We start from the raw sequence: 26,859 nt of genomic DNA, 5'->3' as shown, positions 1-26,859 counted from the left end.
CATTAGTACACTAAAGAACATGACGAACACTTCCGCGGAGCGCCCGCCGCTCCGACAGCGCATCCGTGAGGCGGGCGGACTGTACGCATGGATCAACACGAACCTGATCCGCTTCGCGGGTCCGGCCTCGGTCGGTCCCTATGAGGCGACGCCTCCGCCCTCGGCCGCCGAGCGTGCGCAACGCGCATGCCCGCTGTGCGGCGCACCGATGACGGCCCACGAGATCGACCGCAGCGGCCCGAAGCCGCTCATGCACTGCCCCTGAGCCCTCGCCGCCTGGCCCAGGCAGGCCAGGCCAAGCGACGTCACGACACTCCGGCGTCCTCGCGAGCGACATCGATCCACTGCATGAGCGCGGCATCGTCCGCGATCGCCTCGGGGGACACGTCCAGCCAGTTCTCGCTCATCGTGCGCGCGCCCATCACCGCGCGCGAGACGCCGCGCTCGGTCAGCAGCACCGCGGCGCGCTCCGCCTCGACGCGCACCAGCAGCGCCCCGCCCCGGCGCGCCCCGACGAGGATCCGACCCTCACTGAGGAAGGCGCGACTGCCGAACATCGCGCGCTCCTCGATCTCCCCTGCGCCTCCCAGCAGGGCGCGGATCCGATCGGCCAACTCGACAACCGCCGCATCCACCATGTCGTCTCCTCCGCCCGCAGATTGCCGCTGACACGCGTCAGGCGTGGCCGGCCCGCTCCATCGCGCGCAGCTCCTTCTTCAGGTCCTGCACCTCGTCGCGCAGGCGCGCGGCCAGTTCGAACTTGAGCTCTCCGGCCGCCGCGAGCATCTGCGCGGACAGATCGGCGATCGTGTCCTCGAGCTGCTCGGCCCCTTCCGCGGCGATGCCCTCGCGGCGCAGATTGGGCGTCGGCGACTTGCCTCGCCCCGATCGGGTGCGCTTGGCGAGCATCTCCGCCGTGTCCGCGCCCTCACGGGCGAGCACGTCGGTGATGTCCGCGATGCGCTTGCGGAGCGGCTGAGGATCGATGCCGTTCGCGGTGTTGTACGCGATCTGCTTCTCGCGCCGCCGCTCGGTCTCGTCGATCGCGTTGCGCATCGAGTCCGTCATGTTGTCGGCGTACATGTGCACCTCGCCCGACACATTGCGCGCCGCGCGGCCGATGGTCTGGATGAGCGACGTGCCGCTGCGGAGGAACCCCTCCTTGTCGGCGTCGAGGATCGCGACGAGCGACACCTCGGGCAGGTCGAGGCCCTCACGGAGCAGGTTGATGCCGACGAGCACGTCATAGACGCCCGCCCGCAGTTCGGTGAGGAGCTCGACGCGCCGCAGCGTGTCCACGTCGGAATGCAGGTAGCGCACCTTGACGCCGTGCTCGCCGAGGAAGTCCGTGAGCTCCTCGGCCATCTTCTTCGTGAGCGTGGTGACGAGCACGCGCTCGTCGCGTTCGACGCGGACGCGGATCTCTTCGAGCAGGTCGTCGATCTGCCCCTTCGAGGGCTTCACGACGATCTGCGGATCCAGAAGGCCGGTGGGACGGATGATCTGCTCGACGACGCCGTCCGCGATCCCCATCTCGTACTTGCCGGGGGTCGCCGAGAGGTAGACGGTCTGCCCGATCCTGTTCTTGAACTCGTCCCACCGCAGCGGGCGGTTGTCGAGAGCGCTCGGCAGCCGGAAGCCGTGATCGACCAGCGTGCGCTTGCGTGACGCGTCGCCCTCGTACATCGCGCCGATCTGCGGCACCGTCACGTGCGACTCGTCGATCACGAGCAGGAAGTCGTCGGGGAAGAAGTCCAGCAGCGTGTGCGGCGGCTCCCCCGCCTCGCGTCCGTCCATGTGCCGCGAGTAGTTCTCGATGCCGGAGCAGAAGCCGAGCTGCTGCAGCATCTCCAGGTCGAAGCTGGTGCGCATGCGCAGCCGCTGCGCCTCCAGCAGCTTGCCCTGGCGTTCGAGCTCGGCGAGGCGCTCGGTGAGCTCCTCCTCGATCTGCCCGATCGCCCGCTGCACGACATCGGTGCCCGCCACGTAGTGCGAGGCCGGGAAGATCGGCACCGAGTCGAGCTTGGCGATCACTTCGCCGGTGAGCGGATGCAGCGAGTACAGCGCCTCGATCTCATCCCCGAACAGCTCGATGCGGATCGCGTGCTCCTCGTAGACCGGGATGATCTCGATCGTGTCGCCGCGCACGCGGAAGTTGCCGCGGGAGAAGTCGACGTCGTTGCGGTTGTACTGCATGGCGATGAACTGCCGGATCAGCGCATCGCGGTCGTATCGCTCTCCCACCTGCAGGGCGACCATGGCCCGCAGGTACTCCTCGGGGGCGCCGAGGCCGTAGATGCAGGAGACCGTGGAGACGACCACCACGTCGCGGCGGCTGAGCAGCGAGTTGGTCGTGGAGTGGCGCAGGCGCTCGACCTCGGCGTTGACCGAAGAGTCCTTCTCGATGAAGGTGTCCGTCTGCGGGACGTAGGCCTCCGGCTGGTAGTAGTCGTAGTACGACACGAAGTACTCGACGGCGTTGTTCGGCATGAGGTCGCGGAACTCGTTCGCGAGCTGCGCCGCGAGCGTCTTGTTGTGCGCGAGCACGAGCGTGGGGCGCTGCACCTGCTCGATGAGCCAGGCCGTCGTCGCCGACTTTCCAGTTCCGGTCGCGCCGAGCAGCACCACGTCGGTCTCGCCCGCGTTGATGCGCGCCGCGAGCTCGGCGATGGCCTGCGGCTGGTCACCGGCGGGCGCGTACTCCGAGATGACCTCGAACGGCCGGACCGAACGTGTGGGTTGCATCCCTTAACACTACGAGGAGCCCCCGACATTGGCGTCGGGGGCTCCTCGATGCGACGCCGGATCAGGCGTCGTGGACCTTCGGCCCGACGACCGGGCCGTTGTCGAGGGACGAGATGAGACCGTCGATCTTGCGCGTCCCGTCCGTGCTCACTCCTGAGATGTTCAGGGTCAGCGAGTTGAGCGGGGGCACGGCCGAACCCGCGTTGTACGCCAGGTCGAAGCCGGTGATCCCGACGAAGCAGGTCACCGTCTGCGTGGCCGTCAGCGTCACAGAGGTCGCGGTGCGGCTGGCGACGGTCCAGACGTTCCCGGCCGAGGTGACGGTGGCCCCGGCGAGCGAGAAGGCCGGATCGCTGTTGTCGTAGGTGACCGTGGCGACCAGGTTGAACGGAGTCGAGAAGGTGTCGCTGGGGAAGCAGGCCTCGACACGCGACGAGGACGCCGACAGCACGCTGTCCTTCACGTTCGGCGACGACTCGACGAGCGGTCCGACGCTCGACGGAGTGGTGGTGCTGGCTGCGGCCATCGGCGCGGCGGCGGCGATGGCGATGACGGGCACCGACCACGCGGCGCCCTTGATCACGGTACGGCGCGAGAGGCCGCTCTTGACGTCGGTCATGATTGCACTCCAGATATCGGTCGAGCCGAAGGCTCGGAAACCGAGATCGCGCGCGTCTCAGGGTCGACGCGCACGACGGAGACGCCACGCGTCCAGCACCCAGATACTCCCCAGAGCTTTCCCCAGTGTCCCCACAGCGCGTCCCGGCGCTGCCCCACGAGCGAAGATATATCATTCCGACGAATAATGCAAACCATATGAACAAACTGTCCGATCGGTTGGTTTCTCCAACCGTGGACAAAAGTTTCATCCTGTTCAGGCAGCAATATGTGGCATACCACCACGGCTCCCCCGCAGTGCTGCCGGGCTCGCGCTCAGCCCCCGCGCGTCCAGACGTACGGGGTGGTGGTCGTGACCTTGCGCATCCCGGAGCGCTCCAGGATGGGCCGGGAGAACTCGGTCGAGTCGGAGTGCAGGTACCGCAGCCCTCGACGCAGCGCGGCCTGCGCCCGCTTCGCCGTCAGGGCGCGGTACACGCCGCGCCCGCGCCATTCCACCACCGTCGCGCCGCCCCAGACGCCCGCGAACTCGGTGCGGGCGACGGGCTCCAGACGGCCGGCGCTGATCACGCGCCCCCCGGCCTCCGCGACCCACAGCACGACGTCGTCGCCGGCCGCGACGCGGGCGATCGTGCGCTGCGCCCTCTCGTCGCCGTCGCCGTGTCCGAACACGTCCGCCTGCATGCGCTCCATCGCCAGGATGTCCGCCTCGTCGCGGACCTCGCGCAGCACGACGCCCTCCGGCACGGGGACATCGGCCGCGAGAGCCACCGCCTCGCCGAGCATCACCGACTCCGCCTCCTCGGGGACGAAGCCCGCGTCCTGCAGCGCGCCTTCGAGTCCGGGTGCGACATCGTGCCCGCGGGTCTTCCACTCCGCCGACCCCACGTGCGGCAGCGCCTGGAAATGCGCGCGCACCTCCCCGACCAGCGAGCGGATCCGCCGCTTCCCCAGCCCTGCGAGATCGACGTAGCTCGCGAAGCCGGTGCCGCCGGGGAACACCCCGACGCAGACGGGGCCGATGAGCCGCACGCCCTCCGCGCCCGCCAGCTCCGCCGCACCGCGCAGCTGCGCGTCGTATGCCGCCAGAAGGTCCGTCACGCCGTCTCCCCCGCCCACAGCCGCGCCCAGAGCGCATCGGTCTGGCGAAGGGTGTCCTCGAGCGTCCCCCGGGTGTCGATGAGCACATCGGCGATCTCGCGGCGCCGCTCGTCCGGCACCTGCGATGCGATCCGCTTCTGCGCCTCGCCGCGATCGAGACCCCTTTCCCGGATCAGCCGTTCCTCGCGCACCGCGGCGGGCGCATCGGCGACCACGATCAGATCCCAGGGATCGTCCACGCGCGCCTCCACCAGCAGGGGCACGTCGTAGACGACGACCGCCGCCGGATCCGCGGCCAGTGCCGCCGCGAACCGGCGCTGCGACTCCTCCTTGACCGCCGGGTGCACGATGGCGTTGAGCCGGCCGAGCGCCTCCGCGTCGCCGAAGACCCGCGTCCCGAGACGCGCGCGATCGAGCGAGCCGTCGGCCTGGATCATCTCGGCGCCGAACTCGGCCGCGAGGCGCGCGAGCACGGGCGATCCGGGGGCCTGCACGTCGCGGACGATCCGATCCGCGTCGATGACGACGGCGCCGTGCTCGGCGAGCCGCGCCGCGATCGTGGACTTGCCCGACGCGATGCCGCCGGTGAGCGCGATGAGAGGCATGCTGCCAGTCTCCCATGGCGCTCAGGCGCGAAGCCCTCAGGGCGCCGGGGCAGGCAGCTCAGGAGCGCAGCGGATCCGCGGTGCGCAGCGCGACCGCCGCGGCGAGGGCCGCCAGCGCGCACATTCCGATCACGATCCCGCCGAACCACGCCCAGCCCCAGGACCCGAAGGCGATGCCGAGCGCCCACCCGAACAGGCTCGAGCCCGCGTAGTACGCGAAGTAGTACAGCGAGGATGCCTGGGCGCGGCTCTCGACGGGTGCGGCGACCGGGGTCCAGCCGGAGGCCACGGCGTGCGCGCCGAAGAATCCCGCGGTGAAGAGCAGCAGGCCGGCCAGCACGATGATCGTGAGCGGGGCCAGCATGAGCGCCGCGCCGCCGGCCATCATCGCCACCGAGCCCAGCAGCACGGGGAAGCGCCCGGCCCTCGACGCGAGGATGCCCGCCCAGGGCGAGGACGCCGTGCCCGCGAGATACGCGAGGAACAGCAGCGTGACGAGCCAGGCGGGCAGCGCGAACGGCGGCGCCGCGAGGTGGAAGCCGAGGTAGTTGTACACCGCCACGAACGCGCCCATCAGCAGGAATGCCTGTGCGTACAGTGCGAGCTGGCGGGGCGAGCGCAGCAGCCGCAGGAGCCGCGTCAGCACGCCGTCGCCGCGGTCGGCGCGCAGACGCAGCGGCACGAACCCCTGCGATCCGGGCGCGAGCCAGAGGAAGAGCGCCGCCGCGACGGCGCAGAGCCCGGTCGCGGCCCACACGCCCGCCTGCCAGCCCGCGACCTCGGCGACGAGGCCGGAGACGATCCGGCCCGCCAGCCCGCCGACCGTCGTTCCCGCGATGTAGCTGCCGGCTGCGGCCGCCGCATGACGGGGCCCCACCTCCTCGGCCAGGTAGGCGAGGGCGACGGCGGGCACCGCACCCAGCGCGACCCCCTCCGCGCATCGCAGGGCGAGCAGGATGCCGATGTCTGCGGCGAAAGGCGCGAGCAGGCCGAGCGCCGTGGCCGCAATCACACCGGCCGCCATCGCCGGCACGCGTCCGATCCGATCGGCGACGACCGACCAGCCGATGACCGATGCGGCCAGCCCCAGCGTGGCCGCGGAGACGCTCAGCGCAGCCGTCGCGGGGTCGATGGCGAGATCGCGGGCCAGCAGCGGCAGCACGGCCTGCGGCGCATAGAGCTGGGCGAAGGTCGCGATTCCGGCGAAGAAGAGCCCGAGGATGAGCCGCCGGTACGGGCGCGTGCCGGGGGCGTGACCGGCGAAGCTCACCGGAGGCGGATCCGCCGTCGCACGCTGCCGGGACGTGCCGTGTTCGGATCCATGTCCTCCATCCTCACACGTCCGCGCACCGGCCCTTCGCGGTCCGCCGGTGCGGATCCGTCCGCGGACGCGGAACGGGCCGCCACCCGCCCGAAGGCGAGGTGACGGCCCGTTCTGAGGGTGATGCTTACGCGTTGCCGCCCGAGAGCTTCTCGCGCAGAGCGGCGAGAGCCTCGTCGTCGGCCAGCGTGCCGGCACCCGCGGAGTCGCTCGAGAACGACTGGGCGCTGGCGCCGAAGTCGTCGCCCGCAGCAGCCTCGGCCTCGGCGGCCTTGATGACCTGGGCCTTGTGCGCCTCCCAGCGCGCCTGGGCAGCCGCGTACTCCTGCTCCCAAGCCTCGCGCTGGGCGTCGAAGCCGTCCTTCCACGCGCCGGTCTCGGCGTCGAAGCCCTCGGGGTACTTGTACTCGCCGTTCTCGTCGTACTCGGCGAGCATGCCGTACAGGGCCGGGTCGAACTCGGTGCCGTACGGGTCGACCGACTCGTTGGCCTGCTTCAGCGACAGCGAGATGCGGCGACGCTCGAGGTCGATGTCGATGACCTTGACGAAGACCTCTTCGCCCACCGACACGACCTGCTCGGCCAGCTCGACGTGCTTGCTGGACAGCTCCGAGATGTGCACGAGGCCCTCGATGCCGTCCGCGACGCGAACGAACGCACCGAACGGAACGAGCTTGGTGACCTTGCCCGGGGTGACCTGGCCGATGGCGTGGGTGCGGGCGAAGACCTGCCACGGGTCCTCCTGCGTCGCCTTCAGCGACAGGGAGACGCGCTCGCGGTCGAGGTCGACCTCGAGGATCTCGACGGTGACCTCCTGGCCCACCTCGACGACCTCGGAGGCGTGCTCGATGTGCTTCCAGGAGAGCTCGGAGACGTGCACGAGGCCGTCCACACCGCCGAGGTCGACGAACGCACCGAAGTTCACGATCGACGACACGACGCCCTTGCGGACCTGGCCCTTGTGCAGGTTGTTGAGGAACGTGGTGCGCGACTCGGACTGCGTCTGCTCGAGCAGGGCGCGGCGCGAGAGGACCACGTTGTTGCGGTTCTTGTCGAGTTCGAGGATCTTGGCCTCGAGCTCCTGGCCGAGGTACGGCGTGAGGTCGCGGACGCGGCGCAGCTCGATGAGCGAGGCCGGCAGGAAGCCGCGGAGGCCGATGTCGACGATGAGTCCACCCTTGACGACCTCGATGACCTGACCGGTGACGACGCCGTCGTTCTCCTTGATCTTCTCCACGTCGCCCCAGGCGCGCTCGTACTGGGCGCGCTTCTTGGACAGGATCAGACGGCCTTCCTTGTCCTCCTTCTGGAGGACGAGGGCCTCGACCTGGTCGCCGACGGAGACGACCTCGTTGGGGTCGACGTCGTGCTTGATGCTCAGCTCGCGCGAGGGGATGACGCCCTCGGTCTTGTAGCCGACGTCGAGGAGGACCTCGTCGCGGTCGATCTTGACGATCGTGCCCTCGATGATGTCGCCGTCGTTGAAGAACTTCAGGGTCTTCTCGACCGCAGCCAGGAAGTCCTCGGCAGATCCGATGTCGTTGATCGCGACCTGCTTGGTGGCCGGGGCGGCCGTTGCGGTAGTCATGTAGTGGGTTGTCCTTGTTGATGGATACTCGGGCTGCGGCGCGCGCTCTCAGCAGAGCACAGGATCGCGCCGCGGCGGAATGGATGTGTGTTGTTCGTCACGCACGCGGGAGGAAGCCCCCACGGGTGACACCTCATGCTATCAGGTCGCTGAGCGCTCCGGTGATCGCGTTTCCCCGCACCAGCCCCGCCGACGAGAGCGGGGCTGGCAGACTGTGGATATGACCGTCGCCGCTCCGAAGCTCCTCCTTCTGGACACCGCCAGCCTCTACTTCCGCGCCTTCTACGGCGTGCCGGATGCGGTCAAGGCGCCGGACGGCACCTCGGTGAACGCGGCCAGAGGGCTGCTCGACATGATCGCGAAGCTCGTGACGACCTACCGGCCCACGCACCTGGTCGCCTGCTGGGACGACGACTGGCGTCCGCAGTGGCGGGTCGACCTCATCCCGAGCTACAAGGCGCACCGTGTCGTCGAGGTCGTCCCCGGAGGCGCCGACATCGAGGAGGTGCCGGATCCGCTCGAGGCGCAGATCCCGATCATCCGAGAGTCCCTCGCCGCGCTGCGCATCCCGGTCATCGGCGTCGCCGAGCACGAGGCCGACGACGTGATCGGCACGCTCGCGACCGTCGCGGGCATGCCGGTCGACATCATCACCGGGGACCGGGACCTGTTCCAGCTCGTGGACGACGCCCGCGGAGTGCGGGTGATCTACACGGGTCGCGGCATGAGCAACCTCGAGGACCTCACGGAGGAGGCGGTGGTGCGCAAGTACGGCGTGCTGCCGAGCCAGTACGCCGACTTCGCGACCATGCGCGGAGACGCCTCGGACGGCCTTCCCGGCGTGGCGGGCGTCGGCGAGAAGACCGCGGCGAACCTCCTCGCCGTGCACGGCGATCTCACCGCGATCCGTGCCGCCGCGGAGGCGGCGGACGGCATGTCGGCGGGCGTGGCGAAGAAGATCCTCGCCGCCTCGGACTATCTCGACGTCGCCCCCACCGTCGTGCGCGTCGCGACCGCGCTGCCGATCTCGGTGCCCGCGGAGCCGCTGCGGCCGCTCGACGCCGCCGAGACCGCCGCCGCGGTCGGGATCGCGGAGCGCTGGAACCTCGGCACGTCGATGGCGCGCGCGCTGGAGGCACTCAGCCGCACGGCCTGACGCGTCTCAGCCGGCCCAGCGTCGCAGCCTGTCGACCCCCCAGGTCGTCACGATCCGCTCGGCGGGGACTCCGGCGCATTCGGCGCGCTGCGCGCCGTGATCCAGCAGGGAGAGCTGCCCGGGTGCGTGCGCATCGGAGTCGATCGAGAACAGGCAGCCGATCTCGAGGGCGAGCGCGAGGAGTCCGTCCGGCGGATCCTGGCGCTCGGGGCGCGAGTTGATCTCCACCGCCACGCCGTGCTCCGCACACGCCTCGAAGACCGCGCGGGCGTCGAACCGCGAGGGAGGCCTCGTCCCCCGCTCCCCCTGCACGAGCCGTCCGGTGACGTGGCCGAGCACGCTCACGCGCGGGTTCGAGACCGCGGCCACCATGCGCCGCGTCATCGGCCCGGCCTCCATGGCCAGCTTGGAATGCACGGACGCGACCACGACGTCCAACTCGCCGAGCAGCCGGTCCTCCTGGTCCAGGCGCCCGTCGTCGAGAATGTCGACCTCGATCCCGGTGAGCATCGTCAGCCCGTCGCCGCTGAGCGCGCGCACCTGCGGCAGCTGCGTGCGCAGCCGTTCCGCCGTGAGGCCGCGGGCCACGCGCAGTCGCGGCGAGTGGTCCGTGATCGCGAGGTACTCGTGTCCGAGCGCACGGGCCGCATCCGCCATCGCCTCGATCGGGGTCGTCCCGTCCGACCACTCGGTGTGCGCATGCAGATCCCCGCGCAGCCGCGGACGCAGCGCGGAGACGATCTCCGGCTCGACCTCGCCGCGCAGCTCGACCAGATAGGACGGCGTCCCGCCTTCGAGCGCCTGCCGGATGACCTCGAAGGTCGAGGATCCGATCCCCTTCGCCTGCTGGATCCGGTTCAGATCGGATCTCGCGTCCTCCGGGAGCTCGGCGTACGTCGCCGCGGCGACGCGGAACGCCTTGGCCCGGTATCGCGAGGCCCGCTCGCGCTCGAGCAGCCGGGCGATCTCGAGCAGCGCCTCCTGCGGATCCATGCCGGTCCTCCCCTCCGCACCGCTCAGCCGGCGGCGAGCTCCTTGGACGCCGCGACCCACGCATCGAGCTTCGCCACCGCGCGTCCGTCGTCGACCGCGGCCTCGGCCAGGGCCAGGGCCGCGCGCAGGCGCTCCACGATCGGCACCTGCGCCTGGGCCGCGTCGTGCGACAGCTCGTAAGCGACGATGCCCGCGGCGGCGTTCAGCAGCACGATGTCGCGCACGGCGCCGCGCTCGCCCTCGAGCGTGCGGCGCAGCACGCCCGCGTTGTGCTCGGGCGAGCCGCCGATGAGGTCGGCGAGCTCCGCGAGCGGGATGCCCAGGTCGCGCGGATCCAGGTCGTGCTCGTGGATGTCGCCGCGGGTGACCTCCCAGATGCGGCTGTGGCCCGTGGTCGTGAGCTCGTCCAGCCCGTCGTCTCCGCGGAACACCAGCGCGGTGGCGCCGCGGGTGCGGAACACGCCGGTGATGAGCGGCACGCGGTCCAGCTGGGCGACGCCCACCGCGTTCGCCTCCGCACGGGCGGGGTTGCAGAGCGGGCCGAGCATGTTGAACACGGTCGGCACGCCCAGCTCCGCCCGGACGGCGCCCGCGTTCTTGAAGCCGGGGTGGAAGGCGCCGGCCCACGCGAAGGTGATGCCCGTGCGGTCGAGGATCTCGGCCACGGCCTGCGGATCGAGGGTGAGCTGAAGGCCCAGGGCGCCGAGGACGTCCGAGGATCCGGACGCCGAACTCGCCGCGCGGTTGCCGTGCTTGACGACCGGGACTCCGGTCGCGCCGATGATGATGGCCGCCGTGGTCGACACGTTCACGGTGCCGATGCGGTCTCCGCCCGTGCCGACGATGTCGAGCACGTCCGAGGACACGGGAAGGGGAACGGCCGCTTCCAGGATCGCGTCGCGGAAGCCGACGACCTCGTCGATCGTCTCCCCCTTCGCACGCAGTCCGATCAGGAACCCCGCCAACTGAGCCTCGGTCGCCTGACCGCGCATCACCTGGCGCATCGCCCAGGTCGACTCGTAGACGCTCAGATCGCGTCCGGCGAGGAGTGTGGAGAGGACATCGGGCCAGGTCAGAGCTTCCGCCATGCCAGCGATCCTAGCGATGTGATCCAGTCGTGATCCCCGCCATGACGCCTTCCGCCCGGCCCGCAACCACGCGTCTCCCAGGGGATTCGCGGCTGGTTCCGAGGTTGCACCGAGGCGCGGACGAGCTGAACCGCCGCCCCCGGTGCGACAATCGGCGTCCAGGATCGGCCATAATGGACAGGTGACGACCTCAGCGACGTATGCCCCGGTGGCGAGAACGATCAAGCGCCCCAACCCGGTGGCTGTGGGAACCATTGTCTGGCTCGGCAGTGAAGTGATGTTCTTCGCGGGACTCTTCGCGATCTACTTCACCCTGCGCAGCACCTCTCCGGAACTCTGGGCATCACGCACAGAGAGCCTGAACGTGCCGTTCGCCGCGATCAACACCCTGGTCCTGGTGGCGTCCTCGTTCACCTGCCAGATGGGCGTGTTCGCGGCGGAGCGCATGCAGCCCTACACGTCGGTCAACGACAAGGGCCGCAAGCGCTGGGGCATGGTCCCGTGGTTCTGGCTGACCTTCGCGATGGGCGCGTTCTTCGTGTCCGGCCAGGTGTGGGAGTACTCCCAGCTGATCGCCGAGGGCATGCCGATCTCGGCCGATTCCTACGCCTCCGCGTTCTACATCACCACCGGCTTCCACGCCCTGCACGTCACCGGCGGTCTGGTCGCGTTCCTGCTGACCCTCGGCCGCGCATTCGCCGTCAAGAATTTCACGCACAAGGAGGCGACGACCGCCATCGTGGTGTCTTACTACTGGCACTTCGTCGACGTCGTCTGGATCGTGCTGTTCTTCGTCATCTATTTCCTCAAGTAAGAAGCGGAGCGGATTCCCGACATGGCACGTGAGAAGAAGCGCCGTACCGGCCGCCGCAGCCCCCTGGCTGCCGCGGCGCTGATCGGCGCAGGCCTGATGATCACCGGCGGCGTCTACGCCGGTGCGAGTGCGGCGTTCGCCGCGACCGAGCCGGCGTCCGTCACCGCCGCGGTCTCGACCGAGGACGGGCAGAAGCTGTTCCAGGCGAACTGCGCGACCTGCCACGGCATGAACCTGCAGGGCACCGCCACCGGACCGAGCCTCTACGGCGTCGGCGAGCTCGCGGTCGAGTTCCAGATGTCGACGGGCCGCATGCCGTTGCAGATGCAGGGACCGCAGGCCCCGCAGAAGCACCCGCAGTTCTCCGAGGAGCAGATCAAGAACGTCGCCGCCTGGGTGCAGTCAGTCGCCCCCGGCCCGACCTACCCCGACGAGAAGACCCTCGACGGCAAGGGCGACGTCGCGCACGGGGCCGAGCTTTTCCGCATCAACTGCGCCATGTGCCACAACGTGGCCGGCGCCGGCGGTGCGCTGACCGAGGGCAAGTACGCACCCGGTCTGATGAAGACCAGCGCGCTGCACATGTACGCGGCCATGGTCACCGGCCCGCAGAACATGCCGGTCTTCGGCAACATGTCGCTGACGGCGGACGACAAGCGCGACATCATCTCCGCCCTGCTCTTCCAGCAGAAGGCGACCCAGGTGGGCGGCATGGATCTCGGATCCCTCGGCCCCGTCTCGGAGGGCTTGTTCATCTGGATCTTCGGCATCGGCGCACTCGTCGCCATCACCGTGTGGATCACGGCGAAGTCCAACTGACGCCGGCATATCGAAGAACGTACGAGGAGAACCATGGCACACGACGACCCGCACGCTCTTGACCGGACCTATCAGGCACCGGCCGGGCTGAGCGTCGACGTCAGCGACCCCGCGCAGAACCCGGGGCTGCCCGCGCACCGCGAGCGCGTCACGGACCATGACCCGACGGCGATGAAGCACGCCGTCCGCACCGTCTACACGCTCTTCTACCTCTCGCTCGCGGGCAGCATCTGGGCGGTCGCCGCCTACATGCTGTTCCCGATCGAGAGCGGCTCGCTCATCGACGTGCGCTACAACAACCTGTTCATCGGCCTCGGGATCGCCCTCGCCCTGCTCGCGCTCGGCATCGGCGCGATCCACTGGTCGAAGGCGATCATGGCCGACAAGGAGCACATCGAGTACCGCCACCCCACGCGTGGCCGCGACTCGACCCGTGAGGCCGCGATCCAGGCGTTCGCCGACGCGAACGAGGAGTCCGGCTTCGGCCGCCGCGTGATGATCCGCAACTCGCTCATCGCCGCGGTCGTCGCCTCCGTCGTCCCCGGTCTCGCGCTGTTCCGCGGTCTCGCTCCGCACAGCACCGCCGAGAACCCGATCGCGGGCGACCCGGTGCAGCTGCTCAAGCACACCATGTGGGAGAAGGGCATGCGCCTGGCGCACGACCCCGACGGCACCCCGATCCGCGCCGCGGACATCGTGCTCGGCTCTGCCGTGCACGTGATCCCCGAGCCCCTCAGCAAGGTCGGCCATGAAGACGGCTACCTCGAGGAGAAGGCCAAGGCGATCGTCCTGCTGATGCGTCTGCTCCCCGAGCAGCTCATCGAGACCGAGGACCGCAAGACCTGGTCCTACGACGGCATCGTCGCCTACTCCAAGGTCTGCACTCACGTCGGCTGCCCCGTTGCGCTGTACGAGCAGCAGACCCACCACCTGCTCTGCCCGTGCCACCAGTCGCAGTTCGACGTGACCGAGCACGCCAAGGTCATCTTCGGCCCGGCCGCCCGCCCGCTGCCGCAGCTGCCGATCACCGTCGACGACGAGGGCTACCTCGTCGCGCAGAGCGATTTCCACGAACCCGTCGGTCCGAGCTTCTGGGAGCGTCATTGAGCACCGCAACTGTTACCGAGCAGAAATCCTCGGAGAAGCCTTCGGAGAAGCCCTCTGAGGCGCCGCTGGGCGGCCGATTCGTCGGCGGTCTCTCCAACTACATCGACGAGCGCACGAGCCTCTCCGGCTTCGTCAAGGAGCTCGGCCGCAAGATCTTCCCCGATCACTGGTCGTTCATGCTCGGCGAGATCGCGCTGTGGAGCTTCGTGGTCGTGCTGCTCTCCGGCACGTTCCTGACGTTCTTCTTCCAGGCGTCGATGGTCCCCACGCACTACGCCGGCGCCTACGCGCCGATGCGCGGTGTGGAGATGTCCGCGGCGCTCGACTCGACGCTGCGCATCTCCTTCGACCTGCGCGGCGGACTCCTCGTCCGTCAGATCCACCACTGGGCCGCGCTCACCTTCGTCGCCGGCATCGGCGTGCACATGCTGCGGGTGTTCTTCACCGGCGCGTTCCGCAAGCCCCGCGAGCTGAACTGGGTGATCGGCTTCGTGCTGTTCGTCCTCGCGATGGCCGAGGGCTTCACCGGCTACTCGCTCCCCGACGACCTGCTCTCGGGCAACGGCCTCCGGATCATCGACGGCATGATCAAGGGCCTCCCCCTGATCGGCACCTGGACCTCGTTCATGCTGTTCGGCGGCGAGTTCCCGGGCGACCAGATCGTGGGACGCCTCTACACGCTGCACATCCTGATCCTGCCGCTCCTGGTGATCGGCCTGGTCGTGCTGCACCTCATGCTGATGGTCATCAACAAACACACGCAGTTCGCCGGCCCCGGCCGCACGGACGAGAACGTCGTGGGCTACCCGATGATGCCGATCTACATGTCGAAGATGGGCGGCTTCCTGTTCATCACGTTCGGTGTGATCGTCCTGATCGCCTCGCTGTTCCAGATCAACCCGATCTGGAACTACGGCCCGTACGATCCCTCCCCCGTCTCTGCAGGTACGCAGCCCGACTGGTACATCGGCTTCGCCGACGGTGCGCTCCGTCTGGCGCCGTCGAACCTCGACGTCGTGTTCCTCGACCACACCTGGTCGTTCGGGATCATCATCCCGGTGCTGGTGCTGGGCCTGTTCATCGTCCTCGTCGCCATCTACCCCTTCATCGAGGCGTGGCTGACCGGAGACAAGCGCGAGCATCACATCGCACAGCGTCCGCGCACCTCCGCGACCCGCACCGCGATCGGCGTGGCCGGCGTGATCTTCTACGCGACGCTGTGGGCGGCGGCTTCGTCCGACCTGATCGCGACGCACTTCTCGCTCACGATGGAGGGCGTGATCCACACGCTCCAGGCGCTGCTCTTCCTCGGTCCGATCCTCAGTTACTTCATCACGAAGCGCATCTGCATCGCGCTGCAGAAGAAGGACCGCGAGATCGTGCTGCACGGCTACGAGTCCGGTCGCATCGTCCGCCTTCCCGGCGGCGAGTACATCGAGGTCCACAAGCCGGTCGACGTGTACGACCGCTGGAAGCTCATCGACACCGAGGTGTACGAGCCGCTCGTGGTCCGTCCGAACGCCAAGGGTCGCATCCCGTGGACGCAGAACCTGCGTTCCTCGATGTCCCGCTGGTTCTTCGAAGACCGCCTCTCCCCGCTCACGCAGGCCGAGATCACCGCAGCCGACGCCCACCAGCGTCACACGCTGCACGACACGAACGAGTCCGCGCACGAGGAGATCGTCGCTTCGCACACCCGCGCCGGTGTGAGCGAGGACGAGATCGCGCCCGCCGACAACTCGCGTGTCAGCGAGACTCCGAACACGCCGAGCTCCGCGCTCGCGCCGGAGTCGCTGCCCACGAAGGAGGGCGGCGAGTAGTCCGCTCCCCCACCACCGATCGAAGGCCCCGTCATCTGACGGGGCCTTCGTCGTTCGCACCCCCGCGCCGGAGTAGCCTGGCTGCATGACCTCCGCCATGGATCACTTCGCCGCCAAGCTCGCCCACGAGACCGATGCGAGCGACGTGCATGCCGCCCGCAAGGCAGGGCAGCAGATCGCCGTCGTCGACGTCCGCAGCGATGAGGCGTGGGCTCAGGGTCGCATCGTCGACGCGATCCACATGCACTACGGGGAGATCGCGGCCAGGGCGCCGCAGGAGATCCCCCAGGGCACGCCCGTGGTGGTCTACTGCTGGAGCCCCGGGTGCAACGCCGGCGACAAGGGGGCCCTGGAGTTCGCCAGGCTCGGCTACGACGTGAAGCTCATGATCGGCGGCTTCGAGTACTGGGTACGTGAGGGCTACCCCGTCGAGAACGCCGACGGGGTGCATCGTCGTCCGGTGGATCCCCTCACCGGCGTCCCGCGCATCCGCACCACCGCCTGAGGGCGTCTAGGACACGACGTGACGACCGGTCACGGGGTCGAGCCAGTTGCCGGACCCGGTGATCCGATGCCAGCGCTTGTGGAACGCGAGGTCGGTGCCGCCGGCCTCGACGACGGCCGCGCCGCACAGCTCGCAGATGCGCAGGATGACGGTGTTTCCGTCCGCCGTCGTGAGTGAGACGGTCCCCTCCGGGAATACCACGCCCATCGTGCTCCTCCTCCGGTCCTGAGACTGCCCTCAGCAGTATGCCATGCGGCCTCTGCTCCCACCGGACGTCAGCGCCGCGTGCCACAGCGCAGAGCAGCCTCGAGGCCACGGTGTTCGGAAACAACGACGAGGCCCCCGGAGCAGGAGCTCCAGGGGCCTCGTGAAGAAGGACTCAGCGGGCGAAGTGACCGCGGTAGTACTCGTACACCCAGCCGACGATCGCGACCACGAAGATGGCCAGCGCGACCGGGAAGAGGAACACTCCCACGGCCAGTGCGATCATCCCGACGGCGGCCGCACCGGCGAGCACGATCGGCCACCACGACCACGGGCTGAACTCGCCGAGCTCGGGGTCGCCGTCATCGATGTCGCTCGTGAGGACGTCCTCGGGCAGCGAGCCGCCCTGGGCCTTGTGCGTGCGGTCGAGGTAGAACGCGATCATCGCGCCCATGAAGGCGGCGAAGAACAGGGCGACGGTGCCGACCCACTCGATCGCCTTCACGGGCGGCTCACCGGCGTGCGCGACCAGGTTCCAGACCGTGTAGGTCACGCCGACGAAGGCGAAGAAGCCGGTGAGGATCCACCAGAGAACGATGTTGTCGCGCATGGGTCAGTGGGCCTTTCCGTCTGCGGCCGCGGCAACCGGGTGCTCTGCAGCCTCCGGGTGGTTGAGGTCGAACGCCGGACGCTCACTGCGGATCCGCGGGATCGACGTGAAGTTGTGGCGCGGCGGCGGGCACGAGGTCGCCCACTCGAGCGAAGCGCCGTAGCCCCACGGGTCGTTCACGGTGACCTTCGGAGCCTTGCGCGCGGTCAGCCACACGTTCAGGAAGAACGGCAGCATCGACGCGCCGAGGATGATGGCGCCGATCGTGGAGACCTGGTTCTCCCAGGTCCAGTTGTCGTACGCGGAGTAGTCGGCGTAACGACGCGGCATGCCGTCGACGCCCAGCCAGTGCTGGATGAGGAACGTCATGTGGAAGCCGATGAACAGCATCCAGAAGTGCACGTAGCCGAGGCGCTCGTTGAGCATCCGGCCGGTCCACTTCGGCCACCAGAAGTAGAAGCCGGCGAACATGGCGAACACGACCGTGCCGAACACCACGTAGTGGAAGTGCGCGACGACGAAGTACGAGTCGGAGAGGAAGAAGTCCAGCGGCGGGGAGGCCAGGATGACACCGGTCAGACCACCGAAGACGAACGACACCAGGAAGCCGAGCGCGAACACCATGGGCGTCTCGAAGGTCACGGATCCTCGCCAGAGCGTGCCGATCCAGTTGAAGATCTTCACACCGGTCGGAACCGCGATGAGCATGGTCATGAGCGCGAAGAACGGAAGCAGCACGCCGCCGGTCACATACATGTGGTGCGCCCACACGGCCACGGACAGGGCCGCGATCGCGATCGTCGCGTAGACGAGGGTCTTGTACCCGAAGATCGGCTTGCGGCTGAACACCGGGAAGATCTCCGAGACGATGCCGAAGAACGGCAGCGCGATGATGTAGACCTCGGGGTGGCCGAAGAACCAGAACAGGTGCTGCCAGAGGAGCACGCCGCCGTTGGCCGGGTCGTAGATGTGCGCGCCGAGCACGCGGTCCGCGGCGGCGGCCAGCATGGCCGCGGCCAGGACGGGGAACGCCATCAGGATCAGCAGGCTCGTGATGAGGGTGTTCCACGAGAAGATCGGCATGCGCCACATGGTCATACCGGGCGCGCGCATCGTGATGATCGTGGTGATGAAGTTGACCGCACCGAGGATCGTTCCGAAACCGGACATGCCGAGGCCGAGCATCCACAGGTTGCCGCCGGCGCCAGGGGTGAACGACGCACTCGCGAGCGGCTGATAGGCGAACCAGCCGAACGAGGCAGCGCCCTGCGGGGTGAGGAAGCCGGCGACCGCGATCGTGGAGCCGAACAGGAACAGCCAGAACGCGAAAGCGTTCAGACGCGGGAACGCGACGTCGGGGGCGCCGATCTGCAGCGGGAGGATCGCGTTCGCGAAGCCCGCGAACAGCGGCGTCGCGAACATCAGCAGCATGATCGTGCCGTGCATCGTGAACAGCTGGTTGTACTGCTCCTTGGTCGGGATGATCTGCATGCCCGGCGAGAAGAGCTCGGCGCGGATGATGAGGGCCATCACGCCGCCGAGGAGGAAGAACAGCACGGAGGCGATCAGATACATGTATCCGATCGTCTTGTGGTCGGTGGAGGTGATCCACTTGACGACGATGTTGCCCTTCTGCTCGACGCGGGTCGAGCTGAGCAGGGCCGCCTGGCGCGGCGGGATCGTCGTCGGGCGCGCGCCGGCCTCGGACGTGTCGGGAAGAGTGCTCGTCATTCTGCTTACTTCGCTTCCGAGTCGGTCGTGGGCTTGCCGGTGCCCGGGTAGTTGCTCAGGCGGTTGTAGGCATCGGTGATGTCACCGGTGTTGCCCTCGTCCTTGAGCTTGGTGAGGTACGCCTGGTAGTCGGCGTCGCTGACCACCTTGACGTTGAAGAGCATCATCGAGTGGTACTCGCCGCAGAGCTCGGCGCACTTGCCCTGGTAGGTGCCCTCGCGGGTCGGCGTGAAGGACCACGAGTTGTCCTTGCCGATGTACATGTCCTTCTTGTACAGGAAGTCGATGATCCAGAAGGAGTGGATCACGTCGCGCGACTGCAGGTTGATCTTGACGGTCTTGTTGACCGGCAGGTACAGGGTCGGCAGCGCCGCCTGGTCGATGTTGCCCGCCTTGTCGGGCTGCGCCTGGACACCCATGGTCCACACGGCGTCGGAGTTGTCCTTCTCCTTGCCGTCGTACTGGAAGTCCCAGGCCCACTGCTTGCCGATCGCGGTGATCTCCACGTCGGGCTTGTCGTACTGCGTCTCGATGATCGTCTGATCACGCGCGGTGAAGGCGAACATTCCGAAGATCAGGATCAGCGGGACGATCGTGTAGAAGATCTCGAGCGGCATGTTGTACCGCAGCTGCACCGGGAGGCCGGTCTGGCCCTTGCGACGGCGATAGGCGATCGCGGCCCAGCCCATCAGACCCCAGGTGATGAGGCCGACGATGAGCAGGACGATCCACGAGTTGACCCAGAGCGCGGCGACGCGATCGGTCTGGTTGGTGGCGGGTGTGCCATCGGCTACGAAGCCCGGAAGGAATCCGTGGAGTTCGGTGGGAGAGCATCCCGCCAGGGCCACGGCTGCCGCAACTCCCAAGGGGAGTGCGGCCCAACGAAGGCGGCGTTTCGAGGGCACGATGCACCTTTCAGATCACGGACGTGGGCTACCCCAGTCTAGGGCAAGCTCACACCCGATTCACGCCATCCACGCAGGTTCGGCGTGGATGGCGCAGGGATGGGAGAGGGGAATTCTGCGGGTCAGTGGAAGCTGTCGCCGCACGCGCAGGAGCCCTGCGCATTGGGGTTGTCGATCGTGAATCCCTGCTCCGAGATGGTGTCCTTGAAGTCGATCGCCGCACCGTCGAGGTACGGGACGCTCATGTTGTCGATGATCACCTCGACGCCGTCGAAATCGACGGTCTCGTCGCCTTCGAGATAGCGCTCGTCGAAGTAGAGCTGGTAGATCAGACCAGAGCAGCCGCCGGGCTGCACGGCGACGCGCAGGCGCAGGTCGTCGCGGCCCTCCTGCTCCAGCAGGCTCTTCACCTTCGCCGCTGCGGCGTCGGTGAGCTTCACGCCGTGCGCGGCGGTGGTCTCGGGGGTGAGGGTGATGTCGCTCATGTCGCTCCTTGGATCGGCCGTGGCCAGGCACGGTTTCCGTCACTCGAGTCTACCGCCGCGCACGCGCAGGGCATCGATCACGGCCGGTCACGACCGCGTCTCGATGCGCTCGGGGGTCGTCAGAGGGTGATCTCGTTCATCCGCGTGAGCAGCAGCGCCTCGGTCGCCACGGCGTGGCGGAAGGTGTCCAGGTGCAGGGACTCGTTGGGGCTGTGCGCCCGCGCGTGCGGATCCTCCACTCCGGTCACGAGGATCTCGGCGCCCGGGAAGCGCTCCACGAGGTCCGCGATGAACGGGATGGATCCGCCGATGCCGAGATCGACCGGCGCCGTGCCGTAGCCGTCCGCCATCGCGCCGCGCACCAGTCCGACGGCCCAGCCGCTCGTGTCCACGAGGAACGGGTTGCCGAGGTCGACGTCGGAGAAGGAGAGCTCGGCGCCGAACGGCGCATGTGCCCGCAGGTGCGCCTGCAGCGCGGCGTACGCGTCGTCCGCGCTCTGCCCCGGCGCGATGCGGCAGCTGAGCACGACGGTGGTCTCCGGCGAGAGGGTGTTGGATGCGGCCGCGACGGAGGTGGCGTCGACGCCGATCACCGTGACGGAGGGCTTGTTCCAGATGCGGCTGAGGATCGTGCCGTCGCCGATCGGCGAGACGCCGGGCAGCAGCCCGGTCTCGTCGCGCAGCGTCGCCTCGCTGTAATCGGGCGTGGCGGCGTCCCGCACGGTCAGGCCTTCGACCGCGACGGATCCATTCTCGTCCCACAGCGTGTTCAGCAAGCGGATCGTCGCGAGCATGGCGTCGGGCACCGCTCCCCCGAACATTCCGGAGTGCGAGGCGTGGTCGAGGGTGCGCACGGTGAGGGTGAAGCGCACCGCGCCGCGCAGCGAGACCGTGAGGCCCGGCGTGCTCGCGTCCCAGTTGCCGGAGTCGGCGACGACGATCGCGTCGGCGCGCAGCGCATCCTCGTTGTCGGTGAGGAACTGCGCGAAGGAGCGGGATCCGTATTCTTCCTCCCCCTCGATGAACATCGCGATGCCGAGGTCCAGGTCGTCGCCCAGCGCATCCGCGACCGCGCGGATGGAGGCGATGTGCGCCATGATCCCGGCCTTGTCGTCCGCGGCACCGCGTCCGTACAGGCGTCCGTCGCGCACGGTGGGCTCGAACGGCGGGGTCTCCCACAGCTCGTCCTCCCCGGGGGGCTGCACGTCGTGGTGCGCGTAGAGCAGGATCGTGGGCTTGCCGTTGCGCGCGGCGCGGCGCGCCAGGATCGCGGGCTGCCCGACCTCGTCGGTGCCGGGGATCGCTGCCCGCAGCACGCGCACGCTGTCGAAGACGCCCGTGCCCTCGGCGAGCTCGGCGACCGCGGCCGCGCTGCGCACGAGCTGGGTCTGATCGAAGGCGGGCCAGGCGATCCCCGGGATGCGCACGAGGGCGCCGAGATCACTGAGCGCAGCCGGGATCCCGGTGCTCACGGCGGCGGTGACGGCGGCTTCGACGTCACCGGGTGCGGTGACCGAGGAGGAGGGAGAAGTCATGCAGGTAATCTTAGAGAACACCCGTTTCCCCTTCTCTCGACTTCAGGAGCCTTCGTGCCCAGCACTCCCACCCCCGCACCAGAGGACTCCTCGGCCGACGTGAGCGGCAAGGGACGCCGCACGCCGACGCGCGCGGAGCAGGAGGCAGCGCGTCGCCGGCCGCTCGTTCCTGACACCAAGGAGGCCAAGGCGCAGGCGCGCGCCGACCTGCGCGTCCGCCAGGAGCGGCAGCGCATCGGCATGGCCAACGGCGAGGAGAAGTACCTCCCCGTCCGCGATCGCGGCCCTCAGCGCCGCTGGGTACGCGACTACGTCGACGCCGGCTGGCACGTCAGCGAGTGGATCATGGCCCTCATGGTCGTCGTGATCGTCGTCTCGCTGATCCCGAACACGCTGGTCGCCTACTGGGCGTTCATCGGCCTGTGGGGCTTCATCGCCATCGCGGTCATCGACATGGTCTTCCTCGGCATCCGCGTGAACCGCCGCATCGCGGAGAAGTACGGCAAGGACAAGCGCGAGCGCGGCCTCGCCTGGTACGCCGCCATGCGGTCGCTGCAGATGCGCTTCATGCGCCTGCCGAAGCCCCAGGTCAAGCGCGGGCAGTACCCGGAGTGATCCGGATCCCCTGACAGACGACGAAGGTCCCGGTGCGCGAACAGCGCCCGGGACCTTCTTCGTCGAGTGCGGGACTCAGCGCGTGCGCAGTCCGGCACGGATCTGGCGCGCCCAGAACGGTCCGCGGTAGAGGAACGCCGTGTAGCCCTGCACCAGGGTCGCACCGGCCTCGAGCCGCTCGCGCACCTCGGCACCGGTCTCGACCCCTCCCACCGAGATGACGCAGAAATCGGCGGGCACGGCGGCCCGGACGAGGCGCAGGACCGTCAGCGAGCGCTCCTTGAGCGGGGCGCCGGACAGGCCGCCCTCCCCCGCCGCCGCGACCTTCGCGGGATCCGTGGTCAGTCCCTCCCGCGAGATGGTCGTGTTCGTCGCGATGAGGCCGTCCAGCCCCTCGGCGACGGCGAGCTCGGCGATGGCGGTGACCTCGTCATCGGGAAGATCCGGCGCGATCTTGACCAGCAGCGGTGTCGCGCCGGCGGCGGCCTTCACCGCGCGCAGCAGCGGCGCGAGGGTCTCCACGGCCTGCAGACCGCGCAGCCCCGGCGTGTTCGGCGAGGACACGTTGATCGCGAGGTAGTCCGCGAGCGGGGCGAGGCGGACGGCCGAGGCCACGTAGTCGGCGGTCGCGTCCTCGACGGCGACCACCCGGCTCTTGCCGATGTTCACGCCGATCACGGCGGACGGACGGCGACGGCGCAGCTTCCAGAGCTTCTTCTCGGCGGCTTCCGCCCCGGCGTTGTTGAAGCCCATCCGGTTCACGACCGCGCGGTCCGGCATGAGCCGGAACAGGCGAGGCTTGGGGTTGCCGGGCTGAGGGATGGCCGTGATCGTGCCGACCTCGACGTGCCCGAAGCCGAGCGCGGACAGACCGCGCACGCCGACCGCGTTCTTGTCGAAGCCCGCGGCGATGCCGAAGGGAGTGGGGAACGTGAGCCCCAGCGCCTGCACCTCATCGCCCGCTGCCGGCCGGGTCAGCGCACGCGCCGCCCAGGAGAACGGAGGCACGCCGAGGACACGCACCACGGCCATGCCGGCGTGATGGGCGAACTCGGGGTCGAAGCGCGCGAGGACGAGGCGGAAGAGCAGAGGATACATCCCTGCCAGGCTACCGGTCGGAGGAGGCGGATCCGGACGTGCGGATCAGAGCGCGGCCTGCTCGGCGGCCCTGTGGTGGTCGGCGCGCAGCTCGGCGATCGACGCCTCGAAGTCCTCGAGCGAATCGAACGCCTGGTAGACGCTCGCGAAACGGAGGTAGGCGACCTCGTCCAGGTCCCGGAGCGGACCCAGGATCGCCAGGCCGATCTCGTTCGTGTCGAGCTGCGAGACGCCGGTCTGACGCACCGCCTCCTCCACGCGCTGCGCCAGGATCGCGAGATCCGCCTCGGTGACGGGACGCCCCTGGCAGGCCTTGCGGACCCCCGAGATGACCTTCTCGCGGCTGAACGGCTCCATCACGCCGGAGCGCTTGATGACGTTGAGGCTCGCGGTCTCGGTGGTGGTGAACCGTCCCCCGCATTCGGGGCACTGGCGGCGCCGGCGGATCGACAGCCCGTCGTCGCTCGTGCGGGAGTCGATGACACGGGAGTCCGGATGACGGCAGAACGGGCAGTGCATTCGAGAAAGCCTACGCCCCGGCTGCGGCGGCGGACTCGGTCACGGCTGTGAACCGTGCCTCGACGGCCTCGCCGTGCGCGGGCAGGACCTCGGCGGCGGCGAGCGCAACGACGCCATCGCGCGCGCGCGCCAGCGCGTCCCGATCGTAGGAGATCACCTGCTGCGGGCGCAGGAACGTGTACGCTCCGAGCCCCGGCGCGTATCGTGCCTGTCCACCCGTCGGAAGGACGTGATTGCTTCCGGCCATGTAGTCGCCGAGGCTGACCGGCGTCTGGTCTCCCACGAACACGGCACCGGCGCTCGTGAAGACGGCGGCGGCCTCCTCCGCGTCGACGAGGTGCAGTTCGAGGTGCTCCGGCGCGTACGCGTTGCTGAAGGCCACGGCTGCGGCGCGATCGTCGACCAACACGAGCGCCGACTGCGGTCCGTCCAGCGCCGTCTGGACGCGGCCACTGTGCCTGGTCCGCGCGGCGGCCTTCGCGACGTCCGCCGCCACGCGGTCCGCGAGCTCCGCTGAGTCGGTGACGAGGACGGCTGAAGCCTGCTCGTCGTGCTCGGCCTGACTGATCAGATCCACCGCGATGAGACGCGGATCCGCGTGGGCGTCCGCAACGATGAGGATCTCCGTCGCACCCGCCTCGGAATCCGTGCCCACGACGCCGGCGACGGCGCGCTTGGCAGACGCGACGTAGTTGTTGCCGGGCCCGGAGATGACGTCGACCGGCTCGAGCCCGATCGCCTCGACGCCGTGGGCGAGGGCGCCGATCGCACCCGCGCCGCCGATCGCGTAGACCTCGCCCACGCCGAGCAGGGCCGCCGCGGCGAGGATCGTCGGGTGGACGCGGCCGCCTTCGGTGGACTGAGGAGGCGAGGCCAGTGCGATGCTGCCCACCCCCGCCACCTGCGCCGGGACGACGTTCATGACGACGCTCGAGGCAAGCGGCGCCTTGCCGCCAGGGATGTAGACGCCGACCCGTCCGACCGGCTGCCAGCGTTGCACGATGCGTGCGCCCGGCTCGATCTCGGTCACGCGCGGAGAGGGAACCTGCGCGGCGGAGCCCTGACGCACGCGCTCGATGGCGGCCTCGAGCGCGGCGCGGACCCGCGGATCCAGGCCCGCGAGAGCCTCGTCGAGGTGCTCCTGAGGAACCCGGATCGCGTGGCCGGTCACCCGGTCGAAACGCTCGGCCTGCTCGCGCAGGGCCTCCTCGCCGCGCACCCGCACGTCCTCGACGATCGCGGTGGCGGTCGCCAGCGCTTCCGCGCGCGCGGCGGTGGCGCGCGGCACGGCCGCCAGCATCTCGGCGGTGGAGAGGGTGCGTCCCCTCAGGTCGATCGTCTGCATGCGTCCTCAGCCTCGGGTCATGTTCTCGGTGTCGTGCAGGTATCCCACGCGACCGTCGTCGTGGCGCACCACGAAGGCGCCGCCACGGTCCTCGAGAACAAGGATCCATGCTTCCGGCCCGATCGTGAAAATCGAGTCGCCCCGCGCGTCATGAACGACCCGCGTGTCCGGCGCGAGCGCCCAGAACGGCTGGAGCTGCTCCCCCGTCGCCACGGGGCCTGCGGCGCTCGGCTCAGAGCCGCCGTCCTGCGAGATGACGTCGACGGCGTGTGTCGCCACGTCATCCGCGGAGGACGGCTCGAGCAGGTCGCCGAGCACCTCCGTCATGGTGTCGGAGAGATCGCGCGGCGCGGCCGTCGAGTCCAGCGCAGCGGCGGGTCCATCGGCGGCGTCCGCGTCGGAGTCGGGCTCAGCATCGGCCGCCGCGGCGCGGCGCGCGTCGGCGCGCGTGGCGGGTTCGCCCTCTTCCGGAGTCTCCTCGGCGGCGGCCTGCGGCTCGTCGTCGGAGTCCGCCCGGGGGACGGTGTCCAGGATCGCCTCGGTCGGGGCGTCCGGGGCCGGCACGACACCGGTGGGGGCTTCGACGGCGGGCACCGTCGCCTGCACCGTCGTCTCCGCGTCGGGCGAGGCCTGAGCCTCGACGGCTGCGACGACCGGGGTCTCCCCCGAGGCCAGGAAGGACTCGCGGTGCTGCTCGGGGACGTATCCCGTGCCGCCCTCGACCACCGCGCCGGTGACGCCGGTGGCCGAGAGGTGCCCGGCCGCGCCGACCTCGTTGTCGTGCAGCAGCCCCGGATCCACGTCGTCCTCGTTCTGCGGGTCGGAGACGCTGCCTCTCGCCCGAACCGGGCGGGGGCGCGAGAACACGGGACGCACGGGGTTGGCACGACGATGCGCGAGGGTCTCGGTCCGCTCTTCGAAGTCCTCGCGGATCCCGGGGATGAGCGCGGCGAACACGGTCACCACGACGAGCACCAGCATCAGCAGGATCTCCAGCCACAACGGCCAGGTCACCAACGGGGACCGCCGGGTCGCGCCGACCAGATCCAGCTGCTGCCAGAGCAGCACGATCCAGCTCACGAGCGCGACCGAGAAGGCCACGGACGCGAACTGGTCGATGCCGAGCGATCCGACCCGGCGGATGCCCTCGGGAGAGAGCCGGCGGAGCACGATGAGGAAGACGGCGACGGTGGGCACGCCGATGGCCAGCGCCCAGGCGCCGTTCATCGTCCAGACCGTCGCGGAGCTGTCCAGGACGCTTCCGCCGCCGGGCACGAAGGACAACGCGAAGGCGATCACCCACGCGCCGATCATGATCAGCTCGCGCAGCGTGAAGCCGAACCAGCCCTGCTGCGGCGCCGCAGCGGGCAGGGGGCCCTCGTCGACCTCCATGTCGGACGAGGGGAAGGCGTTCGAAGTCGGATCCTGTACTTCCTGCGCCATCTCAGCGGAGGGGACGTCGCCGGTCATCGGTGTTTCCTTTCGTCGTGCGGCCGCTGGGGGCTTCGGCCGTCGAACGGGACCCGATATTA

The 26,859-nt window shown here is 69.3% G+C and carries 27 protein-coding genes; 8 read left to right on the top strand and 19 right to left on the bottom strand.

What is annotated here, in order from left to right; all coding sequences use genetic code 11:
* The first annotated feature begins 19 nt into the window (after positions 1-19).
* Positions 20-265, top strand: coding sequence for a hypothetical protein (locus ACIPY5_RS14445; protein WP_309337765.1), 246 nt, complete (start codon positions 20-22; stop codon positions 263-265).
* A 40-nt stretch (positions 266-305) separates the two neighbouring features.
* Here the strand turns inward: ACIPY5_RS14445 and ACIPY5_RS14440 are convergent, their stop codons facing one another.
* The 7 genes from ACIPY5_RS14440 to rpsA form a co-directional block, all read right to left on the bottom strand.
* On the bottom strand, positions 306-638 hold the full coding sequence (locus tag ACIPY5_RS14440) for a TfoX/Sxy family protein (protein ID WP_400971822.1): 333 nt from the start codon (positions 636-638) through the stop codon (positions 306-308).
* Between the two features lie 37 nt (positions 639-675).
* Positions 676-2,745, bottom strand: a complete 2,070-nt coding sequence (uvrB, locus tag ACIPY5_RS14435; RefSeq protein WP_400971820.1) for an excinuclease ABC subunit UvrB — start codon at positions 2,743-2,745, stop codon at positions 676-678.
* A 61-nt stretch (positions 2,746-2,806) separates the two neighbouring features.
* Positions 2,807-3,364: a hypothetical protein gene (locus ACIPY5_RS14430; RefSeq protein WP_400971818.1), complete on the bottom strand. Its 558-nt coding sequence runs from the start codon at positions 3,362-3,364 to the stop codon at positions 2,807-2,809.
* Positions 3,365-3,678: 314 nt separating this feature from the next.
* The gene (locus ACIPY5_RS14425) at positions 3,679-4,464 is read right to left on the bottom strand and encodes a GNAT family N-acetyltransferase (protein ID WP_400971816.1); all 786 of its coding nucleotides are present in this window, start codon (positions 4,462-4,464) and stop codon (positions 3,679-3,681) included.
* Positions 4,461-5,069, bottom strand: coding sequence for a dephospho-CoA kinase (gene coaE / locus ACIPY5_RS14420; protein ID WP_400971814.1), 609 nt, complete (start codon positions 5,067-5,069; stop codon positions 4,461-4,463). The genes ACIPY5_RS14425 and coaE overlap by 4 nt, the downstream gene beginning before the upstream one ends.
* Before the next feature lie 58 nt (positions 5,070-5,127).
* Positions 5,128-6,339 (bottom strand): MFS transporter, encoded by a 1,212-nt coding sequence (locus ACIPY5_RS14415; protein ID WP_400971812.1) that lies wholly within the window; start codon positions 6,337-6,339, stop codon positions 5,128-5,130.
* 178 nt (positions 6,340-6,517) lie between these two features.
* Positions 6,518-7,978, bottom strand: coding sequence for a 30S ribosomal protein S1 (gene rpsA, locus ACIPY5_RS14410; RefSeq protein WP_309337749.1), 1,461 nt, complete (start codon positions 7,976-7,978; stop codon positions 6,518-6,520).
* Between the two features lie 220 nt (positions 7,979-8,198).
* Between rpsA and ACIPY5_RS14405 the strand changes: the two genes are divergently transcribed.
* Complete coding sequence (locus ACIPY5_RS14405; RefSeq protein WP_400971809.1) at positions 8,199-9,134, top strand: 5'-3' exonuclease H3TH domain-containing protein; 936 nt, start codon at positions 8,199-8,201, stop codon at positions 9,132-9,134.
* Between the two features lie 6 nt (positions 9,135-9,140).
* Here ACIPY5_RS14405 and ACIPY5_RS14400 read toward each other — a convergent pair whose 3' ends face one another.
* Both ACIPY5_RS14400 and trpD read right to left on the bottom strand, forming a co-directional pair.
* Complete coding sequence (locus ACIPY5_RS14400) at positions 9,141-10,127, bottom strand: PHP domain-containing protein (RefSeq protein WP_400971807.1); 987 nt, start codon at positions 10,125-10,127, stop codon at positions 9,141-9,143.
* 23 nt (positions 10,128-10,150) lie between these two features.
* A complete protein-coding gene (trpD, locus tag ACIPY5_RS14395; protein WP_309337741.1) occupies positions 10,151-11,215 on the bottom strand; it encodes an anthranilate phosphoribosyltransferase in 1,065 nt (354 codons plus the stop codon).
* 181 nt (positions 11,216-11,396) lie between these two features.
* On the opposite strand from trpD, the gene ACIPY5_RS14390 reads away from it, so the two are divergent.
* The 5 genes from ACIPY5_RS14390 to ACIPY5_RS14370 all read left to right on the top strand — a co-directional run bounded on the left by ACIPY5_RS14390 (position 11,397) and on the right by ACIPY5_RS14370 (position 16,280).
* Positions 11,397-12,029 (top strand): heme-copper oxidase subunit III, encoded by a 633-nt coding sequence (locus ACIPY5_RS14390; protein ID WP_105687193.1) that lies wholly within the window; start codon positions 11,397-11,399, stop codon positions 12,027-12,029.
* 21 nt (positions 12,030-12,050) lie between these two features.
* Positions 12,051-12,848 (top strand): c-type cytochrome, encoded by a 798-nt coding sequence (locus ACIPY5_RS14385; protein ID WP_309337735.1) that lies wholly within the window; start codon positions 12,051-12,053, stop codon positions 12,846-12,848.
* Between the two features lie 33 nt (positions 12,849-12,881).
* Positions 12,882-13,955: a ubiquinol-cytochrome c reductase iron-sulfur subunit gene (locus ACIPY5_RS14380; protein ID WP_400971804.1), complete on the top strand. Its 1,074-nt coding sequence runs from the start codon at positions 12,882-12,884 to the stop codon at positions 13,953-13,955.
* A complete protein-coding gene (locus ACIPY5_RS14375) occupies positions 13,952-15,775 on the top strand; it encodes a cytochrome bc complex cytochrome b subunit (protein ID WP_396652855.1) in 1,824 nt (607 codons plus the stop codon). Before ACIPY5_RS14380 ends, ACIPY5_RS14375 begins: the two co-directional genes overlap by 4 nt.
* Positions 15,776-15,860: 85 nt before the next feature.
* Positions 15,861-16,280 (top strand): rhodanese-like domain-containing protein, encoded by a 420-nt coding sequence (locus ACIPY5_RS14370; protein ID WP_309337730.1) that lies wholly within the window; start codon positions 15,861-15,863, stop codon positions 16,278-16,280.
* Positions 16,281-16,286: 6 nt separating this feature from the next.
* Here the strand turns inward: ACIPY5_RS14370 and ACIPY5_RS14365 are convergent, their stop codons facing one another.
* The 6 genes from ACIPY5_RS14365 to ACIPY5_RS14340 all read right to left on the bottom strand — a co-directional run bounded on the left by ACIPY5_RS14365 (position 16,287) and on the right by ACIPY5_RS14340 (position 21,750).
* A complete protein-coding gene (locus tag ACIPY5_RS14365; protein WP_400971801.1) occupies positions 16,287-16,487 on the bottom strand; it encodes a histidine ammonia-lyase in 201 nt (66 codons plus the stop codon).
* Between the two features lie 172 nt (positions 16,488-16,659).
* Positions 16,660-17,094 carry a cytochrome c oxidase subunit 4 gene (locus tag ACIPY5_RS14360; RefSeq protein WP_309340031.1) on the bottom strand — a complete coding sequence of 145 codons (435 nt, stop codon included), beginning with the start codon at positions 17,092-17,094 and terminating at the stop codon, positions 16,660-16,662.
* Between the two features lie 3 nt (positions 17,095-17,097).
* Positions 17,098-18,825, bottom strand: a complete 1,728-nt coding sequence (gene ctaD / locus ACIPY5_RS14355; protein ID WP_309340029.1) for a cytochrome c oxidase subunit I — start codon at positions 18,823-18,825, stop codon at positions 17,098-17,100.
* Between the two features lie 5 nt (positions 18,826-18,830).
* On the bottom strand, positions 18,831-19,730 hold the full coding sequence (gene coxB / locus ACIPY5_RS14350) for a cytochrome c oxidase subunit II (protein WP_309340027.1): 900 nt from the start codon (positions 19,728-19,730) through the stop codon (positions 18,831-18,833).
* Positions 19,731-19,852: 122 nt separating this feature from the next.
* Positions 19,853-20,215 carry an iron-sulfur cluster insertion protein ErpA gene (gene erpA, locus ACIPY5_RS14345; RefSeq protein ID WP_045272493.1) on the bottom strand — a complete coding sequence of 121 codons (363 nt, stop codon included), beginning with the start codon at positions 20,213-20,215 and terminating at the stop codon, positions 19,853-19,855.
* A 119-nt stretch (positions 20,216-20,334) separates the two neighbouring features.
* On the bottom strand, positions 20,335-21,750 hold the full coding sequence (locus ACIPY5_RS14340; protein WP_400971797.1) for a dipeptidase: 1,416 nt from the start codon (positions 21,748-21,750) through the stop codon (positions 20,335-20,337).
* Between the two features lie 54 nt (positions 21,751-21,804).
* Between ACIPY5_RS14340 and ACIPY5_RS14335 the strand changes: the two genes are divergently transcribed.
* A complete protein-coding gene (locus ACIPY5_RS14335; RefSeq protein ID WP_400971795.1) occupies positions 21,805-22,365 on the top strand; it encodes a DUF3043 domain-containing protein in 561 nt (186 codons plus the stop codon).
* A 75-nt stretch (positions 22,366-22,440) separates the two neighbouring features.
* Here the strand turns inward: ACIPY5_RS14335 and ACIPY5_RS14330 are convergent, their stop codons facing one another.
* The 4 genes from ACIPY5_RS14330 to ACIPY5_RS14315 are packed head-to-tail and all read right to left on the bottom strand — an operon-like array spanning position 22,441 to position 26,797.
* Positions 22,441-23,463: a quinone-dependent dihydroorotate dehydrogenase gene (locus ACIPY5_RS14330; protein WP_400971793.1), complete on the bottom strand. Its 1,023-nt coding sequence runs from the start codon at positions 23,461-23,463 to the stop codon at positions 22,441-22,443.
* Positions 23,464-23,508: 45 nt separating this feature from the next.
* Positions 23,509-23,982 carry a transcriptional regulator NrdR gene (gene nrdR / locus ACIPY5_RS14325; protein WP_309340019.1) on the bottom strand — a complete coding sequence of 158 codons (474 nt, stop codon included), beginning with the start codon at positions 23,980-23,982 and terminating at the stop codon, positions 23,509-23,511.
* Between the two features lie 10 nt (positions 23,983-23,992).
* The gene (gene hisD, locus ACIPY5_RS14320; RefSeq protein WP_400971790.1) at positions 23,993-25,327 is read right to left on the bottom strand and encodes a histidinol dehydrogenase; all 1,335 of its coding nucleotides are present in this window, start codon (positions 25,325-25,327) and stop codon (positions 23,993-23,995) included.
* A 6-nt stretch (positions 25,328-25,333) separates the two neighbouring features.
* Positions 25,334-26,797, bottom strand: a complete 1,464-nt coding sequence (locus ACIPY5_RS14315) for a hypothetical protein (protein WP_400971788.1) — start codon at positions 26,795-26,797, stop codon at positions 25,334-25,336.
* Between the last annotated feature and the right edge of the window lie 62 nt (positions 26,798-26,859).

The organism is Microbacterium sp. NPDC089698, assembly GCF_044749045.1.
In the GTDB taxonomy this organism is placed as follows: Bacteria; Actinomycetota; Actinomycetes; order Actinomycetales; family Microbacteriaceae; genus Microbacterium.
The sequence above is the reverse complement of the archived record's forward strand: the minus strand, read 5'-3'. Positions and strand labels throughout refer to the sequence as shown.

What these genes read in the sequence shown, in the direction of transcription:
- ACIPY5_RS14315 (WP_400971788.1), bottom strand. Translation starts at nt 26,797, where the DNA reads ATGACCGGCGACGTCCCCTCCGCTGAGATGGCGCAGGAAGTACAGGAT.
- rpsA (WP_309337749.1), bottom strand. Translation starts at nt 7,978, where the DNA reads ATGACTACCGCAACGGCCGCCCCGGCCACCAAGCAGGTCGCGATCAAC.
- ctaD (WP_309340029.1), bottom strand. Translation starts at nt 18,825, where the DNA reads ATGACGAGCACTCTTCCCGACACGTCCGAGGCCGGCGCGCGCCCGACG.
- ACIPY5_RS14360 (WP_309340031.1), bottom strand. Translation starts at nt 17,094, where the DNA reads ATGCGCGACAACATCGTTCTCTGGTGGATCCTCACCGGCTTCTTCGCC.
- trpD (WP_309337741.1), bottom strand. Translation starts at nt 11,215, where the DNA reads ATGGCGGAAGCTCTGACCTGGCCCGATGTCCTCTCCACACTCCTCGCC.
- ACIPY5_RS14430 (WP_400971818.1), bottom strand. Translation starts at nt 3,364, where the DNA reads ATGACCGACGTCAAGAGCGGCCTCTCGCGCCGTACCGTGATCAAGGGC.
- nrdR (WP_309340019.1), bottom strand. Translation starts at nt 23,982, where the DNA reads ATGCACTGCCCGTTCTGCCGTCATCCGGACTCCCGTGTCATCGACTCC.
- ACIPY5_RS14370 (WP_309337730.1), top strand. Translation starts at nt 15,861, where the DNA reads ATGACCTCCGCCATGGATCACTTCGCCGCCAAGCTCGCCCACGAGACC.
- coaE (WP_400971814.1), bottom strand. Translation starts at nt 5,069, where the DNA reads ATGCCTCTCATCGCGCTCACCGGCGGCATCGCGTCGGGCAAGTCCACG.
- ACIPY5_RS14365 (WP_400971801.1), bottom strand. Translation starts at nt 16,487, where the DNA reads ATGGGCGTGGTATTCCCGGAGGGGACCGTCTCACTCACGACGGCGGAC.
- ACIPY5_RS14330 (WP_400971793.1), bottom strand. Translation starts at nt 23,463, where the DNA reads ATGTATCCTCTGCTCTTCCGCCTCGTCCTCGCGCGCTTCGACCCCGAG.
- ACIPY5_RS14340 (WP_400971797.1), bottom strand. Translation starts at nt 21,750, where the DNA reads ATGACTTCTCCCTCCTCCTCGGTCACCGCACCCGGTGACGTCGAAGCC.
- ACIPY5_RS14440 (WP_400971822.1), bottom strand. Translation starts at nt 638, where the DNA reads ATGGTGGATGCGGCGGTTGTCGAGTTGGCCGATCGGATCCGCGCCCTG.
- erpA (WP_045272493.1), bottom strand. Translation starts at nt 20,215, where the DNA reads ATGAGCGACATCACCCTCACCCCCGAGACCACCGCCGCGCACGGCGTG.
- ACIPY5_RS14380 (WP_400971804.1), top strand. Translation starts at nt 12,882, where the DNA reads ATGGCACACGACGACCCGCACGCTCTTGACCGGACCTATCAGGCACCG.
- ACIPY5_RS14445 (WP_309337765.1), top strand. Translation starts at nt 20, where the DNA reads ATGACGAACACTTCCGCGGAGCGCCCGCCGCTCCGACAGCGCATCCGT.
- ACIPY5_RS14405 (WP_400971809.1), top strand. Translation starts at nt 8,199, where the DNA reads ATGACCGTCGCCGCTCCGAAGCTCCTCCTTCTGGACACCGCCAGCCTC.
- uvrB (WP_400971820.1), bottom strand. Translation starts at nt 2,745, where the DNA reads ATGCAACCCACACGTTCGGTCCGGCCGTTCGAGGTCATCTCGGAGTAC.
- hisD (WP_400971790.1), bottom strand. Translation starts at nt 25,327, where the DNA reads ATGCAGACGATCGACCTGAGGGGACGCACCCTCTCCACCGCCGAGATG.
- ACIPY5_RS14385 (WP_309337735.1), top strand. Translation starts at nt 12,051, where the DNA reads ATGGCACGTGAGAAGAAGCGCCGTACCGGCCGCCGCAGCCCCCTGGCT.
- ACIPY5_RS14400 (WP_400971807.1), bottom strand. Translation starts at nt 10,127, where the DNA reads ATGGATCCGCAGGAGGCGCTGCTCGAGATCGCCCGGCTGCTCGAGCGC.